Annotated in this window: 13 protein-coding genes; 11 read left to right on the top strand and 2 right to left on the bottom strand. The window is 68.4% G+C overall.

Features of this window, described 5'->3' with window-relative positions; translation table 11 throughout:
• Nucleotides 1-387: 387 nt before the first annotated feature.
• The 6 genes from HWX62_RS24795 to HWX62_RS24820 all read left to right on the top strand — a co-directional run bounded on the left by HWX62_RS24795 (nucleotide 388) and on the right by HWX62_RS24820 (nucleotide 6,639).
• On the top strand, nucleotides 388-2,775 hold the full coding sequence (locus tag HWX62_RS24795; protein WP_175928225.1) for an MCP four helix bundle domain-containing protein: 2,388 nt from the start codon (nucleotides 388-390) through the stop codon (nucleotides 2,773-2,775).
• Between the two features lie 22 nt (nucleotides 2,776-2,797).
• A complete protein-coding gene (locus HWX62_RS24800) occupies nucleotides 2,798-3,526 on the top strand; it encodes a methyl-accepting chemotaxis protein (protein WP_175928732.1) in 729 nt (242 codons plus the stop codon).
• Nucleotides 3,523-4,104 carry a hypothetical protein gene (locus HWX62_RS24805; protein ID WP_175928226.1) on the top strand — a complete coding sequence of 194 codons (582 nt, stop codon included), beginning with the start codon at nucleotides 3,523-3,525 and terminating at the stop codon, nucleotides 4,102-4,104. The genes HWX62_RS24800 and HWX62_RS24805 overlap by 4 nt, the downstream gene beginning before the upstream one ends.
• Nucleotides 4,105-4,126: 22 nt before the next feature.
• Nucleotides 4,127-5,086, top strand: coding sequence for a chemotaxis protein CheX (locus HWX62_RS24810; RefSeq protein WP_175928227.1), 960 nt, complete (start codon nucleotides 4,127-4,129; stop codon nucleotides 5,084-5,086).
• Nucleotides 5,087-5,115: 29 nt separating this feature from the next.
• The gene (locus tag HWX62_RS24815) at nucleotides 5,116-5,481 is read left to right on the top strand and encodes a response regulator (protein ID WP_175928228.1); all 366 of its coding nucleotides are present in this window, start codon (nucleotides 5,116-5,118) and stop codon (nucleotides 5,479-5,481) included.
• Nucleotides 5,482-5,844: 363 nt separating this feature from the next.
• Nucleotides 5,845-6,639 (top strand): enoyl-CoA hydratase, encoded by a 795-nt coding sequence (locus HWX62_RS24820; protein WP_175928229.1) that lies wholly within the window; start codon nucleotides 5,845-5,847, stop codon nucleotides 6,637-6,639.
• A gap of 186 nt (nucleotides 6,640-6,825) precedes the next feature.
• On the opposite strand, the gene alr is transcribed toward HWX62_RS24820, so the two are convergent.
• The gene (alr, locus tag HWX62_RS24825) at nucleotides 6,826-7,947 is read right to left on the bottom strand and encodes an alanine racemase (protein ID WP_175928230.1); all 1,122 of its coding nucleotides are present in this window, start codon (nucleotides 7,945-7,947) and stop codon (nucleotides 6,826-6,828) included.
• A gap of 301 nt (nucleotides 7,948-8,248) precedes the next feature.
• Between alr and HWX62_RS24830 the strand changes: the two genes are divergently transcribed.
• Nucleotides 8,249-8,620, top strand: coding sequence for an MAPEG family protein (locus HWX62_RS24830; RefSeq protein WP_175928231.1), 372 nt, complete (start codon nucleotides 8,249-8,251; stop codon nucleotides 8,618-8,620).
• 45 nt (nucleotides 8,621-8,665) lie between these two features.
• Here HWX62_RS24830 and HWX62_RS24835 read toward each other — a convergent pair whose 3' ends face one another.
• Nucleotides 8,666-9,613, bottom strand: coding sequence for a LysR family transcriptional regulator (locus HWX62_RS24835; RefSeq protein ID WP_175928232.1), 948 nt, complete (start codon nucleotides 9,611-9,613; stop codon nucleotides 8,666-8,668).
• A gap of 120 nt (nucleotides 9,614-9,733) precedes the next feature.
• Between HWX62_RS24835 and HWX62_RS24840 the strand changes: the two genes are divergently transcribed.
• The 4 genes from HWX62_RS24840 to glnQ all read left to right on the top strand — a co-directional run bounded on the left by HWX62_RS24840 (nucleotide 9,734) and on the right by glnQ (nucleotide 15,871).
• On the top strand, nucleotides 9,734-13,273 hold the full coding sequence (locus tag HWX62_RS24840) for an ABC transporter ATP-binding protein (RefSeq protein WP_175928233.1): 3,540 nt from the start codon (nucleotides 9,734-9,736) through the stop codon (nucleotides 13,271-13,273).
• Nucleotides 13,274-13,670: 397 nt separating this feature from the next.
• Nucleotides 13,671-14,423: a glutamine ABC transporter substrate-binding protein GlnH gene (gene glnH / locus HWX62_RS24845; RefSeq protein WP_175928234.1), complete on the top strand. Its 753-nt coding sequence runs from the start codon at nucleotides 13,671-13,673 to the stop codon at nucleotides 14,421-14,423.
• Nucleotides 14,424-14,438: 15 nt separating this feature from the next.
• Nucleotides 14,439-15,146 (top strand): glutamine ABC transporter permease GlnP, encoded by a 708-nt coding sequence (gene glnP / locus HWX62_RS24850; RefSeq protein WP_175928235.1) that lies wholly within the window; start codon nucleotides 14,439-14,441, stop codon nucleotides 15,144-15,146.
• Nucleotides 15,143-15,871, top strand: coding sequence for a glutamine ABC transporter ATP-binding protein GlnQ (gene glnQ / locus HWX62_RS24855; protein ID WP_175928236.1), 729 nt, complete (start codon nucleotides 15,143-15,145; stop codon nucleotides 15,869-15,871). Before glnP ends, glnQ begins: the two co-directional genes overlap by 4 nt.

Consider the following 15,871-nt stretch of genomic DNA (forward strand, 5'->3'; position numbering starts at 1 on the left):
CAGGGTCGGTATTCACGAAGCGGCCGGGCAAACACCGCATCGATCATGAAAAGATGCCAAAACAAATCCCCTCGTCGATAATGCGCAAACGTTTTACCGGCATTCAATAAAACGGATTTTGCGGACATGAATAAAACAATGAATATCCGCTATTCCGGCGATTCGGCGAGTACCGCTGCCTTACTGGGCATGGCGGCCGGAAGTTAACGGCAAATCCGCAAAAAACTTTAGGATTTTCCCCTCGCAATTATTCATTTCATTTTCCTCAATGACCGATTGATTTTCGGTCATCGGACCGTCATACAGCATCCCCGATAATTCGGCGCTCACATTCTTTCAATAGACCAAAGGGCGATCGAACCCGGATCGCTGCGGGGAGCTGTACTCATGACCATCCGTCATCGCATTACGCTGCTAGTCGTCCTGACGTTCTTCGCGCTGTCCGCGATCGGCATCTATGCCGTGTACCAGACGCGCAAGAGCGCGTCCGAGGTGCGTCAGGTCACCCAGGGAATCGTGCCGAGCGCGCTGGCGTCGGCCGATCTCGTCGCCGATGTGAAGAACATCCAGATCGCGACGATGACGCTCGTCTACGCACCCGACGCGAACACCGCCGCACAGGCGCGCGACGAACTGAAGGCGAAGCAGGCCGCACTGCGCGCCGCACTCGACGCGCAGGCGAAGTCGGCGGTCGGCCAGGCGCAGGTCGGGCTCGTCTCGCAGGCGAAGGAGAGCGCCGCGAACTATTTCGCGGCCATCGACGACACCGTGAAGATGAAGGCGGACGGCAAGACCGAGATGGCGCAGGCCTACCTGTTCGCGAATGTCGCGCAGTATCGCGACGAACTCGAAAGCATCGTCGACACGCTGCGCGTCGAGAAGAACCGCCAGAAGGACGACGCGATCGGCGCGCTGAACGGGATGCTCGCGACCACGGCGACCGCGATCGCGGGCGTCGCCGGCACGGTGATCGTGCTGCTGACCGCGCTCGGCCTCGTGCTGTATCGCCAGATCACGCGCCCGCTGATCGGGATGCAGACGGCGATGAGCGAGATCGCGACGAGCCAGGATTTCACGCGACGCGTGCCGGTGGGCCGGATGGACGAAATCGGCCATTCGATCGTCGCGTTCAACGGGATGATCGAGAAGATCCAGGAGAACGCCGCGCAACTGAAGCAGAAGACGGCCGACATCCAGGCGATGCTGCAGAACATGCAGCAGGGCATCCTGACCGTCGTCGAGGGCGGCGTCGTGCATGCGGAGTACTCGGCGTACCTCGAAACCATCTTCGAGACGAACGACATCGCCGGCCGCGACCTGATGGCGCTCGTGTTCGACGATTCGGCGATCGGCGCCGATGCGCGCTCGCAGGTCGATGCGGCCGTGCACGCGTGCCTCGGCGAGGACAGCATGAACTTCGAATTCAACGAACACCTGCTCGTCAACGAAGTCGCGAAGCGGATGCCGGACGGTCGCGAGAAATGGCTCGACCTGAGCTGGTCGGCGATCACCGACGAGACCGATACGGTCGTGCGCCTGATGCTGTGCGTGCGCGACGTGACCGAGATCCGCGAGCTGACCGCGCAGGCCGGCGAACAGCAGCGGCGCCTCGAGATGATCGGCGAGATCCTGTCGATCAGCCAGGACAAGTTCCACGATTTCGTGCACAGCGCGAAGGGTTTCCTCAGCGAGAACGAGCGGATGATCCGCCAGCACGAGCGCGCCGATCACTCGATCGTCGCGGCGCTGTTCCGCAACATGCACACGATCAAGGGCAATGCGCGCACGTACAGCCTCCAGCATCTGACGAACATCGTCCACGAAGCGGAGCAGGCGTACGAATCGCTGCGCTGCGCGGACAGCGGCCCCGAGTGGAACCGCGACGCGCTGATGGAGGATCTGGCGCGCGTACGCGAAGCCGTCGACCACTACGCGACGATCAACGCGGTGACGCTCGGCCGCAGCGGCGAGCCGGCGCCGGATGGCGCCGATTTCCTGATGGTCGAGCGTGCGCACATCAGCGAGAGCCTGCGCGTGCTCGACGGCGCCGATCCGGCGAACGCGTCCGACTGGCACGCGGCGCGCGATGCCGTGCGGCGCATGCTGAGCCAGCTCGGCACGCAAGGCATCGGCGACGTGCTCGGCGGCGTGATCGAGTCGCTGCCGTCGCTCGCGGCCGAGCTCGGCAAGCCGGCGCCCGTCGTGCATATCGACAGCCACGGCCAGCGCGTGCGCAGCGAGATCGTCGCGACGCTGAAGAACGTGTTCATGCACCTGCTGCGCAATGCGATCGACCACGGGATCGAATCGTCCGACGAGCGGCGCGCGTCCGGCAAGGCCGCGTCCGGCACGATCGACATCGCGGTCGGCGTCGGCGGCGGCGAGCTGTGGTTCGTGCTCGGCGACGACGGCCGCGGCCTCGCGCTCGACCGGATTCGCGGCATCGCGCGCGAGCGCGGCTGGATCGATGCCGACGGCGAAGCGGCGCTGTCCGACGAGGAGGTCGCCGAGCTGATCTTCCGGCCCGGCTTCTCGACCGCGCAGACGGTGACCGAAGTATCGGGGCGCGGCGTCGGCATGGACGCGGTGCGCAATTTCCTGAAGCGCGACGGCGGCGATATCGCGCTGCGTTTCACCGACGATCGCGTCGGGGCGCCGTATCGCACGTTCGAGACGATCGTGTCGCTGCCGGCACGCTTCGCGGCGGATGGTGCCGCGCATGGCGCGGGGCCCGCGCAGCGGGCGCGCGTCGCGGATATCGGCGCGGCGGAGTGACGGCGTGATCGTGCAGGCTTGGATGATGCAGATGGCCGCCGCGCTGGCGGGCGGCGCGATCGTCGCGGTGGCGGCGGCGCTCGTGTTTCGTATGATGCGCATGCGGCTCGTCGCGTCGATGGCGCGCGACGCGCGGGCGTTGCGCGATGCGCTCCGCGCGGCCGAGGGGCGGGCGCAAGAGGCGGCGTCGGCGCATGCGGAAGCGGCCGACGCATGGGCGCAACGCGAGGCGCAGCTCGAGGAGACGCTGACACGCGAAGCTTCCGCGAACGGCGCGCAGCGCGATGCGTTGCAGGCGCTGTCGGCAGACCGTGCGGCGCTCGCGCAGCACGCGATGAAGATCGCCGACGAAGCCGCGCGCCTGCGCGGGCTCGCCGGCACGTTCGAGCGCTGGCACGAGCAGATGATCTCGCTGACCACGCAGAACCAGGACATGCGGACGAAGAACCAGGAACTGTCGGCGATCGTCGCGCACGTGTCGATCGTGTCGCTGAACGCGTCGATCGAGGCCGCGCGCGCGGGCGCGGCCGGGCGCGGCTTCTCGATCGTCGCGAGCGAGGTGCGCGGGCTGGCCGCGCGCTCGCAGCAACTGTCGAACAGCTATCGCGACAGCCTGAACCGCAACGATCTCGTGACGGCCGCGACGTTCCAGGACATCCAGGCCGGCGGCAAGATGATCACGGCCGCGCTCGCGACCGTCGAGACGCTGGCCGGGCAACTGCACGCGCGGATCGAAGGAGAGGCCGCGTGATCAGTGCGCAGGCGAGGGCCGGTTTCGAACGGATATTCTTCGATGCGGCGCGCACGCGGCTCGCCGCCGGCGGCGCGTGCGACATCCGGCCGGCCGCCGGTCACGAACCCGATGCGCCCGAGCGGGCGCACGCGCAGTCGCGATGGAAGCCGAAGGTGCCCGAGCATGTCGTGGCGCTGACGATCTCCGCGCTGCATTTCCGCCTGCTGCTCGCGCTGCGCTTCAGCGACGACGACGCGACACGCCGCCATTTCGCCGGCGCGACGGCAGGCACGGGCAGCCAGCGGCCGCTGACCGAAGCGTTCATGGAAGTGGCGAACCTGTGTTGCGGCGCGATCAACCAGGCGCTGACCGTGCCGTTTCCCGATCTGGGGATGTCGACGCCTTACCTGCTGAGCGGCGCGAGCATCGACTACATGCACGCGCTCGCCCCCGATTACGTGGCCGCGTACGACCTGACGCTCGACGGCGACGTGCGGGTCGGCGCGACGCTGTGCGTGTGCGCGAACGCGCCGGTCGATTTCCACGTGCCGGAAACGGCCACGGTGGAAGCCGGCGGCGAGCTCGAACTGTTCTGACCGACCATCAGGAATCCATCAGATGACCGAAGACCAACCCGTCAGCAAGGTGCTCGTGCTCGACGACAGCCGCGTGCATGCCGATGCGATCAAGCGTTTCTGCGACGCGCACAACCTGGTCGGCCTGACCGTGCGGCGCGGCCGGCTGCTGAAGGTGCTGCGCTCGAACATCGATCTCGGCGCGATCCTGCTCGCCGAGGATTACGGCGGCTCGCCGGCCGAGAGCGCGATCATCGCGACGCAGATCGACGCGTTGCGCCCGGAGCTGCCGATCATCCTGCGCCGCGAATCGCTCGCGTCGCGCGACGGGCTGCCCGATGCGCTCGCGCGGGTCGCGTGCGCGGCCTACGTCGCCGACGACATGACGCCGCTCGAGCGCGCGATCGACGAATACCTGTTCGGCCGCGACTACCCGAACGCGCTGGTGCGCGGCATCTCGGAGATCACCGAGGCGCGCATCGACGGCCTGTTCCCGGGCATGACGATCGAGCACGATACGCCGTGCATCGTTCGCGACCAGATCATCTTCGGCGAGGTGTTCAGCCTGATCGCGCTCGAAAGCGCGTGGTGCCGCGGCTACATGCTGCTGCAGACGAGCGAGCAGCCGCTGCTCGACATGCTCGGCGGCACGCGCGACGGCGGCCGCGCGCCGGATTTCCGCGACGTGAACAGCGTGCTCGGCGAGCTGACCAACCTCGTGTGGGGCGCGTTCAAGAACCGCTATCTCGGCGACGCCGAGGCGCTGGCACGCCATCCGGTGCAGGTGCCGCTCGTCGTCAATCACAAGCAGAAGTTCATTTCGTTCGGCGGCGACTGTCCGCAGCTCTGTTTCAAGTACCGGATGACCGATCCGGCGTCGGGGCGCTCGGTCTGTCTCGACCAGCGTTTCGTGTTCAGCCTGAGCTGGTCGCCGGAGGATTTCCGCGAATCGGGGCAGGATGTCGGGCCGATGGTCGAGGCGGGCGAACTCGAACTGTTTTGAATTCAGCAACAACGCAAGGGGAACACGACATGGCAAAGATTCTGGTGGTCGACGATTCGGGCACGGTGCGCGACGAAGTGGCCGGCTTCCTGCGCAATCACGGGCTCGACGTCGCGACGGCCGTCGACGGCAAGGACGGGCTCGCGAAGCTCAAGGCGACGCCCGGCGTGCGCCTCGTGATCAGCGACGTGAACATGCCGAACATGGACGGCCTGACGATGGTCGAGAAGATTCGCGGCGAGCTGGCGAACACGACGGTCAACGTCGTGATGCTGACGACCGAAAGCAGCCCGGCGATGAAGGAGCGCGGCAAGGCCGCCGGCGTGAAGGGCTGGATCGTGAAGCCGTTCAAGGGGGATGCGGTGCTCGATGCGCTGAAGAAGCTCGCGGGCTGACGCGCTCCTCGCCGGAGCGGGCTCGAGCGAGGGCCCGCATTCGACGCTGCGGTTCGGGGCGGGTGGCCGCTGCGTTGCCTGCCGGCGCCGGCGCGAGCGGCACATCGCGGCGATCCTGCCTTTGCGGGGCATCGCACCCGACCTGATCGCCGGATAGCCGCGCGGAAGCCGCGCAACGGCGCCGTTGACGCGCGACGGGCATGGCCGTTGCGCAATGGCCCGCGGTGCACTCGTGCGTCGACGCCGCTGGACGCCGTGCGCAATGTGGAGGACCATTTCGTGACGATGCCGCGAACGGCCGGGCACGATTTCCGTCCGGCCGCGCCGCATCGAATCCTGCCGAACCCCGTCGAGCGGAACACCATGGAACCCATTCACGAGACAGCCGAGCCGATCCTGTTGCGCGACGCGCACGACGGCGTCGTCACGCTGCGCCTGAATCGCCCGCAGCAGTTCAACGCGTTGTCCGAGGCGATGCTGTCGGCGCTGCACGATGCATTCGATACGCTGGCGGCCGATCCGCACGTGCGCTGCGTCGTGCTGGCCGCCGAAGGCAAGGCGTTCTGCGCCGGCCACGACTTGCGGCAGATGCGCGGCAAGCCCGAACTCGACTACTACCGCACGCTGTTCGCGCAGTGCAGCCGCGTGATGCTCGCGATGCGCGCGTTGCCGGTGCCGGTGATCGCGCGCGTGCACGGCATCGCGACGGCGGCCGGCTGCCAGCTCGTCGCCGCGAGCGACCTCGCGATCGCGGCCGATACCGCGCGCTTCGCGGTGTCGGGGATCAACGTCGGGCTGTTCTGCTCGACGCCGGCCGTCGCGCTGAGCCGCAACGTCGCGGCCAAGCGCGCATTCGACATGCTGATGACCGGGCGCTTCGTCGATGCGGCGACGGCCGCCGCGTGGGGGCTCGTCAACGAAGCGGTGCCGGAGGACGCGCTCGATGCGGCCGTCGCGCGCAAGGTGGCCGAGATCGTCGCGAAGAGCCCGGCCGCGGTGCGGTATGGCAAGCAGATGTTCTATCGTCAGCGCGAGTTGCCGCTCGACGAAGCGTATGCATACGCGGGCGACGTGATGGCGCGCAACATGATGGAAGAGGACGCGGGCGAAGGGATCGACGCGTTCCTCGAGAAGCGCAAGCCGACGTGGCGTTCGTGATGCGTTGACGGCGGCGGGCAGCGCGCGCGTCGTTGTGCGACGCGCAACGACGGACCGCGTCGTCGTCGGCGCGCGTGGGGGCGCTGCAAAGCGAACGGGCCGCCCGAGGCGGCCCGCAAGCAGATAGACAGCACGGCATGCGCGGCGACGCGGTCACGTACCGCCGCCGCGACGCAGCGCCGCCGATCAGCGCCCGTGGCTCCCCGTCCGCAGCGCCGGCTGCACGGTCGACGCGCCGGGCGGCACGATCACGACCGGCACGCGGCGCGCGAGCGCGCACATCAGCTCGTAGCCGATCGTGCCGCTGGCCTCCGCGACATCGTCCACCTTCACCTGATCGCCCCACAGCTCGACGCTCGAGCCGATGCCCGCGTTCGGGCACGGCGTCAGGTCGACGGTCAGCATGTCCATCGACACGCGGCCGACGACGCGCGTCATCACGCCGTCCACCGCGATCGGCGTGCCGGTCGGCGCGTGGCGCGGATAGCCGTCCGCGTAGCCGCACGCGACGACGCCGATGCGCATCGCCCGGTCGGCCGTGAAGCGGCGGCCGTAGCCGACGGTTTCCTGCGGCGTCAGCGTCTGCACGCCGATGATCCTGCTCGTCAGCGTCATCGCGGGTATCAGCGGCGTGTCGGCGATATGCCGCGTGGCGCCCGTCGGCGACGCGCCGTACAGGATCGTGCCGGGCCGTACCCAGTCGCGGTGCGCGCGCGGATGCCACAGCACGGCCGCCGAATTCGACACCGAGCGCTCGCCCGGAATCCCGGCCGTGGTCGCGTCGAACTGTTCGAGCTGCCAGTCGACCTCGCCTTCGTCGGCGTTCGCGAAATGCATCATCAGCGTGATCTTGCCGATCGACGGCGCGCCCGCCGCGCGTTCCCACGCGGCGCGGAACGCGGCCGGCCGGTAGCCGAGCCGGTTCATGCCGGAATTCATCTTCAACTGGATGTCGATCGGCTGGCGCGGCTTCGCGGCGATCAGCAGGTCGAGCTGTTCGTCGCAGTGCACGGCGACCGTCAGCCGGTGGCGATCGGCGAGTTCGACGTCGGCCGGCTCGAAGATCCCTTCGAGCAGCAGCACGGGCTTGTCCCAGCCGAGTTCGCGCACGCGCACGGCTTCGTCGAGATCGAGCAGCGCGATGCCGTCGGCGGCCGCGAGGCCCGGGTAGATCCGTTCGATCCCGTGACCGTATGCGTTGGCCTTGATCACGGCCCACACGCGCGATTGCGCGGCGGTGCGGCGGATGAAATCGAGGTTGCGGCGGACGGCGTCGGGGCGGATATGGGCGACGATGGGACGGGGCATGGCAAGGGCTCGGGTCGGATGTCGTGCGGCGCACCAGGGCGCGGAGTGAAACGGCGGCTTGGCGCGATCGCGCGCCGAGCCAGTGTCGAGCGCTATCTTATTGGTGTTCGACCAGTTTTAATTAACGTATTTGTCGACGATTTGGTGGAAATTTTGGTGCCGACACGGGCAGGGCGCCGTCGTCCGCGGTCCGCGCGGCCGAGTCTCCCGTCTACAAAATCGGTGCGCGAACAGGACCGCCAATGTTAAGCTCCCCGCGATCTTGTCATTGTTCAATGTAACCATAACGGAGGAGACTTTGATGACGACGTCCCAGCTGTGCCTGTTCATCGTGGCGCTGTTGCCGTTCGCGATGACGTTTCTCGCCAAGGCCCGCAAGGGTTACGACAATCGTACGCCGCGCGATTACCTGGCGAAGCTCGAAGGCTGGCGCGCCCGCGCGCAGGCCGCGCATCAGAATTCGTGGGAAGCGCTCGCGCTGTTCACGGCCGCGCTGGTGGTGGCATGGCACAACGGCGCGAACGTGCATCGCGTCGACCAGCTCGCGATGGCGTTCGTCGCGATCCGCATCGTCTATATGCTGATGTACCTGCTGAACTGGGCGTCGCTGCGTTCGCTCGTGTGGTTCGGCGGGATGGCGTGCGTCGTCGCGCTGTTCTTCGCGACACCGTAAAGCGGCGGGCAGGCCACCCGTGCGGCCTGCGCTGCATGGCGGCCGTCAGGCGCCGCCCGCGCCTCGTGCGTGACTGTCGTTGGATGCGGGCGCAACCTTCTTCGCGACGAACGGCGGCGCGTCCGCTTCGCTGCGCAGGAATGCGATCAACGGATCGAGCAGCCGATGCCGCGTCGACGGATGGCGGCGCAGCACGAAGCGCCATGACGCGTCGCGCGAGAGGCCCGGCACCAGCGGCACCAGGCGGCCGCTGCGCAGTTCGGGCTCGATCAGCGGCATGCGGCCGAGCGCGATGCCCGCGCCGCCGACGGCCGCGCCGATCACCTGGCTGAAGCTGCTGTAACGGACGATCTTCGTCTCGAAGTCGTCCGGCAAGCCGAAATGCACGGCCCAGTTGCGCCAGTCGATCTCGGGGCTGTCCTCGTGCATCTCCTGCAGCAGGCGCGACCGGCAGACGTACCCCGATGCGTACGGAAACAGCTCGGGGCTGCAGACCGGAAACACGGTTTCCCGCATCAGCACGTCGTCGTCCGCGCGCAGCCGGTGCGCGGGCACGTGCACGATCGCGAGGTCGACGCCGCTGCGCGCGAAATCCGGCTCGTGGTCGAGCACGACCGCATGCAGCGGGGTGTCGGGATGAAGCGACGAGAATTCCGCCAGACGGCGCGCGAGCCACATCGACGAAAACGGCGCGTTGGCGGACACGGTGAGCCGTTGTGCGGTGCCGCGAATCTCGGCGCACGCATCGGTGAGACGCGCCAGCGCGTCGCCGACGGCCGGCAGCAGGCGCGCCCCGGCCGGCGTGAGGCTGATGCCGCCGAGCCCCGTGCTGCGTTCGAGCAGCCGCGCGCCGAGCGATTCTTCGAGCGACCGGATCTGGTGGCTGACCGCGCTGGTCGACACGTTCAGCTCGGCCGCCGCGCGCGCGAACCCGCCGAGGCGGACGGCCGCCTCGAAGGCACGCAGCGCGCTGAGGGGAGGAAGGTGCGACATGCGGGGTATTGTAGTTGACTCAACACCCGTTGAAAAATCATCTTTTGCCGCGCGCGGGCGGCGCGGGTAGCCTCGATCCGGTCAAGAAAAACGCAACGAAACAACCGACTGGAGCGCTTCATGTATTTCGACCGACGACTATGGGCAATGATGGCCGGACTGCGCTGGCGGGTGGCGGCGGCCGTCGCGCTCGGGCTGCTCGCGATGGGTGTCGGCATCCTCCGCTTCGTGTTTCTCGGCCGCGTGCTGGCGCTGGTGTTTTCCGGCGCGCCGGCGCGCGGCATCGGCGAGGCCGTCGTTGCAACGGCGGCCTGCGTGCTGCTGCGTGCATGGCTCGATCATCGCCGCACGGTGCTCGCGCAGCACACGGCGGGCCGCGTGCAGGCCACGCTGCGCGCGCGGCTGTTCGACCGGATCGCCGCGCTCGGCCCCGCCTGGTTCAGCGGCGAACGCACGGGCGGCGTGATGCTGGCCGTCGTCGACGGCGTCGAGCAACTGCAGACCTTCTTCGGCGTCTACCTGCCGCAGCTCGTGATCGCCGCGTGCGCGCCGATCATGATCTTCGCGGTGCTCGCGTGGTGGGACGTGCCGACGGCCGCGATCCTGCTGGTCGCGGCGCTCGTCACGCTTGCGCTGCCGCAGCTCGTGCATCGCGCCGACAAGCGCGCGGCGCTCGCCCGTTCGGCCGCGTTCAAGGCGTTCGGCGAGGAGTTTCTCGACGCGGTGCAGGGGCTGCCCACGCTGAAGGCGTTCGGGCAGAGCAGCGCGTTCGGCGCGAAGCTGGCCGCGAAGGCGCGCGCGTTGTCGAACAGCACGTTCTGGGTGCTCGCGCTCGGGCTGCTGACGCGGCTCTTCACGGACCTCGGCACCGGCCTCGGCGCGGCCGCGGCGATCGCGGTCGGCGCGTGGCGCGTGCGGCACGGCGACATGAGCCTTGAAGCGCTGCTGATCGTGCTGATGGCCGGCAGCGAGATCTTCCGGCCGCTGCGCGACCTGCGCGCGGTGCTGCACCAGGGGATGATCGGCCAGTCGGCGGCGAATGCGGTCCATGCGCTGCTCGACGCGGACAGCCATGCGCGTTCCGTCGACGCGCCGCGCGTGGCGGGCCTGCGACCGGAGATCGCGTTCGACCGCGTCCGCTTCGCGTATCCGGGGCGCCGCGCGGATGCGCATGCGGCGCTGAGTTTCTCGGTGCGCGAGGGCGAGACGGTGGCGATCGTCGGGCCGAGCGGGGCCGGCAAGTCGACCATCGTGCGCCTGCTGCTGCGCCAGCACGACGCGCAGGGCGGCGCGGTCCGGATCGGCGGACACGACGTGCGCACGCTCGATGCCGACCAGGTGCGCGAGATGATCGCGGTCGTCGCGCAGGATGCGACGCTGTTCGATGGCAGCGTCGCCGACAACCTGCGGCTCGGCCGGCCGGATGCGAGCGACGCGGACATGATCGCCGCCGCGCGCGCGGCCAATGCGCACGATTTCATCTCGGCGCTGCCCGACGGCTATGCGACGCGCATCGGCGAACGCGGGCTCATGCTGTCGGGCGGCCAGCGCCAGCGCATCGCGATTGCCCGTGCGCTGCTGCGCGATGCGCCGATCCTGTTGCTCGACGAGGCGCTGTCGTCGGTCGATGCGGAGAACGAAGCGCTGATCCAGCAGGCGCTCGACCGGCTCACGCGCGGACGGACGACGCTCGTGCTCGCGCACCGGCTGTCGAGCGTGATCGGCGCCGATCGCATCCTGGTGCTCGACCAGGGCCAGGTCGTCGACGAAGGCACGCATGCGGCGCTGATCGCGCGCGACGGCCCGTATCGCCGGCTGATGGGGCCGCAGCTGGAGGCCGTCGCCGAATCCGTCGGCGCGGCGGCCCCGGCGGGTACGGCCGCCCGCGCGTCGTCGGGCCCGCAGGTGCGGCCGCTGAACGACGACGCGGCGACGATCGGCTGGCCGGAAACCTTGCAGACGCTGCTGCGTTTCGTGCGTCCGTGGAAGGGCAAGGTGGTGCTGACCGTGCTGTTCGGGATCGGCCGCGTGCTCGCGTTCATCGGCGTCGGCGTGCTCGGCGCGCGGGTGGTCGGCGCGGTGCCGACCGGCGATGTCGGCACCGGGCTGGTTGCCGCGCTGCTCGCGATCGCGCCGGTCGCGGCCGTGCTGCACTGGCTCGAATCGTGGCTCGCGCACGACATGGCGTACCGGCTGCTCGCGGAAATGCGCATCGCGCTGTTCGCGACGCTCGAACGGCTCGCGCCGGCCGGGCTGCTGCGTCGCCGTTCGGGCGATCTCGTGTCGCTCGCGACGCAGGACGTCGAGACCGTCGAATATTTCTACGCCCATACGCTGGCGCCCGCGTTCGTCGCGGTGCTCGTGCCGGCCGCCGTGCTGGCGTTGCTCGCGTCGGTCGCGTGGCCGCTCGCGCTCGTGCTGCTGCCGTTCCTGCTGTGGGCCGGGCTGGCCCCCGTGCTGGCCCGCCGCGACGTCGACCGGCTCGGCACCGGCGCACGTGAAGCGCTCGGCCGACTCGGCGCGCACCTGACCGAAACGATCCAGGGCCTCGCGGAACTGACCGCGTTCCAGGCGATCGCGCGCCGGCGCGCGGCGTTCGTGGCCGAGGTCGATGCGTATCGCCGGCAGCGGGCGAAGCTGCTCGACGATCTGTCGACGCAAAGCGCCGCGCTGGAGGTCGCGAGCGGGCTCGGCGGGCTGGCCGTCGCTGCGCTCGGCGCGTGGTTGTGCGCGCGCGGCTGGTTTCCGCGCGAGTCGTTGCCGCTGCTGGTGCTGGTCGCGGTGGCCGCGTTCATGCCGGTGGCCGAAATCGGCCAGGTCGCGCGCCAGCTTGCCGACACGATCGCGTCGACGCGCCGCCTGCGTGCAGTGGAGAAGGAGCCGGTGACGGTGACGGACGGCGCGCACGCGATGCCAGGCAATCCGGCGGTGCGGTTCGACGCGGTGTCGTTCACGTATCCGGGGCGCGGCGTGCCCGCGATCGACCGCGTGAGCTTCGAGGTGGCGCCCGGCAGCACGGTCGCGCTGGTCGGCGCATCGGGCGCCGGCAAGTCGACCGTCGCGAGCCTGCTGCTGCGCTTCTGGGATCCGCAGCAGGGCCGCGTGACGCTCGGCGGCGTCGACCTGCGCGACCTGCGGCTCGACGACCTGCGGCAGCACATTGCGCTCGTCGCGCAGGATACCTACCTGTTCAACGACACGCTCGAAGCGAACATCCGGCTCGCCGCGAACGACGCGTCCGACGCTCGCGTGCAGCGCGCGATCGACCACGCGGCGCTCGGCGACTTCGTCGCGCGGCTGCCGGACGGGCTCGCGACGCGCGTCGGCGAGCGCGGCGTGCAGCTGTCGGGCGGCCAGCGCCAGCGTGTGGCGATCGCGCGCGCGTTCCTGAAGGATGCGCCGGTGCTGATCCTCGACGAGGCGACGTCGCACCTCGACACGATCAGCGAGCAGCAGATCCGCGCGGCGCTGGAGGACCTGATGACGCAGCGCACGTCGATCATCATCGCGCACCGGCTGTCGACCGTGCGCAATGCGGACCTGATCCTCGTGATCGAGCAGGGCGCCGTGATCGAGGCCGGGCGCCATGCGGACCTGATGGCGCGGCAGGGCGCGTATGCGCGGCTCGTGTCGCATCAGGCGAGCGGGGTGGCGGCGTGAGCCGCGCGGCGTCCGCGCGCCGTCGTCGGGCGACGCCGGGCGCATTCCGCAGCCTGCGTTGAGCCGAGCCGGCGGTTGCCGGCGTTGCGCGCGCGGCCGTGCCGGCACGGCGCGTCACCTTCTCTGCCCGTACCGCGTTCCACCGGTGCGGCGCGATCCGGCGGGGCGTTCCGCGCCGCCGGCCTCCCGTTTTCTTCCGATCTATCCGCGCCCGCGCGGCCCGGGTTTGCCTCGATGCATTTATGTGTTGCGGACTTTTTTGTTGTCGTAGTATCGCCATTGACAACACTTGTTGCACTAAGGTCTAATTCGACATCGCATGTTGCGGTGCGGCTTGATGTCGTCACTTCGCCGGCCCGTTGGCCGGTTACATCGCTCAATCATGCGGAGAGAAACCATGAGTCGCCGTTCCTTCCTGAAAGCCGTCGCGGTCGTCGCCGCGCTCGGCGCCAGCCTCGCGCACGCGGACACCAAGACGCTCGTCGTCGGGACCGATACGTCGTTCATGCCGTTCGAGTTCAAGCAGGGCGACAAGTACGTCGGCTTCGATCTCGATCTGTGGGCCGAGATCGCGAAGGACCAGGGCTGGAAATACACGATCCAGCCGATGGATTTCGCGGGCCTGATCCCGGCGCTGCAGACGCAGAACATCGATGTCGCGCTGTCGGGGATGACCATCAAGGAAGAGCGGAAGAAGGCGATCGACTTCTCCGCGCCGTACTACGACAGCGGCCTCGCGGCGATGGTGCAAGCCGGCAACACGTCGATCAAGTCGATCGACGACCTGAACGGCAAGGTGATCGCCGCGAAGACGGGCACCGCGACGATCGACTGGATCAAGGCGCACCTGAAGCCCAAGGAGATCCGCCAGTTCCCGAACATCGACCAGGCCTATCTCGCGCTGGAAGCCGGCCGCGTCGACGCGGCGATGCACGACACGCCGAACGTGCTGTTCTTCGTGAACAACGAAGGCAAGGGCAAGGTGAAGGTCGCGGGCCAGCCGGTCAGCGGCGACAAGTACGGGATCGGCTTCCCGAAGGGCAGCGCGCTCGTGCCGAAGGTCAACGCGTCGCTCGTGAAGATCAAGGCCGACGGCCGGTACGCGCAGATCTACAAGAAGTGGTTCGGCGCCGAGCCGCCGAAGATGTGAGCGTGACCACGCACCATGGCGCGGCCAAGTGGCCGCGCCGGTCTTGAATCGAACGGGGAGCGACACGTGAATTTCGATTGGTCGGCGATCTGGACAGCGCTGCCGGACCTGATGGACGGGGTCCGGCTGACGGTGTTCATCGCATTTTTCGGGCTGGTGGGCGGCTTCATCGTCGGGATGATCGCGGGGATGTTCCGCGCATACGGACCGAAGGCGATGAACGTGCTCGCACAGGTTTATATTGAATTGATCCGCGGCACGCCGATCGTCGTGCAGGTGATGTTCCTGTACTTCGCGCTGCCGCTGCTCGCGCATATCCGCATCGACGGCCTGACGGCCGCGATCATCGCGATCACCGTGAATTCCGGCGCGTATCTCGCGGAAGTGGTGCGCGGCGCGCTGCTGTCGATCCCGAAGGGGCTGACGGAAGCGGGGCTCGCGATGGGCCTGTCGATGCCGCGCGTGCTGCTGAAGGTGGTCGGGCCGCTCGCGTTCCGGCGGCTGATTCCGCCGCTCGGCAACCAGTGCATCGTGAGCCTGAAGGACACGTCGCTGTTCATCGTGATCGGCGTGGGCGAGCTGACGCGCAAGGGGCAGGAAATCATCGCGGGCAATTTCCAGGCGGTCGAGATCTGGACGGCGGTGGCCATCATCTACCTGATATTGACCGGCGTGATGACGCTGACGCTGCGGCTCGTCGAGAAGAGGATGCGTATCCTATGAGCATGATCGAATTCCAGAACGTGTCGAAGAGCTTCGGCCACCTGCCGGTGCTCAAGCATATCGACCTGAAGATCGACGCGGGCGAGGTGGTCGTCGTGATCGGTCCGTCGGGCTCGGGCAAATCGACGATGTTGCGCTGTATCAACGCGCTGGAGAAAATCACCGACGGCGAGCTGCTCGTCGACGGCCAGAGCGTGCGCGGCAACGCGGCCACGATCCGCAACATCCGGCTCGAAGCCGGCATGGTGTTCCAGCAGTTCAACCTGTTCCCGCAAATGACCGCGCTCGAGAACGTGATGTTCGGGCCGATCCAGGTACGCGGCGCGTCGCGTGCCGATGCGCGCGACCAGGCGATGGCGCTGCTCGACAAGGTCGGCCTCGAATCGCGCGCGAATCATTACCCGTCGGAACTGTCGGGCGGCCAGCAACAGCGTGTCGCGATCGCGCGGGCGCTCGCGATCCGGCCGCGGCTGATGCTGTTCGACGAGCCGACCTCGGCGCTCGATCCGGAGCTGCGCCACGAAGTGCTGAAAGTGATGCAGGATCTCGCGACCGAAGGGATGACGATGATCGTCGTCACGCACGAGATCGGCTTCGCGAAGCGGGTCGGCACGCGGCTGCTGTTCATGGATCAGGGCGGCATCGCCGAGGACGGCCATCCGGTCGACCTGATCGACCGGCCGCCGACGCCGCGCCTGAAGGAATTCCTGAAACACGTGTCCTGA

This window comes from Burkholderia sp. BCC0506, assembly GCF_902833145.1.
Lineage (GTDB): Bacteria > Pseudomonadota > Gammaproteobacteria > Burkholderiales > Burkholderiaceae > Burkholderia.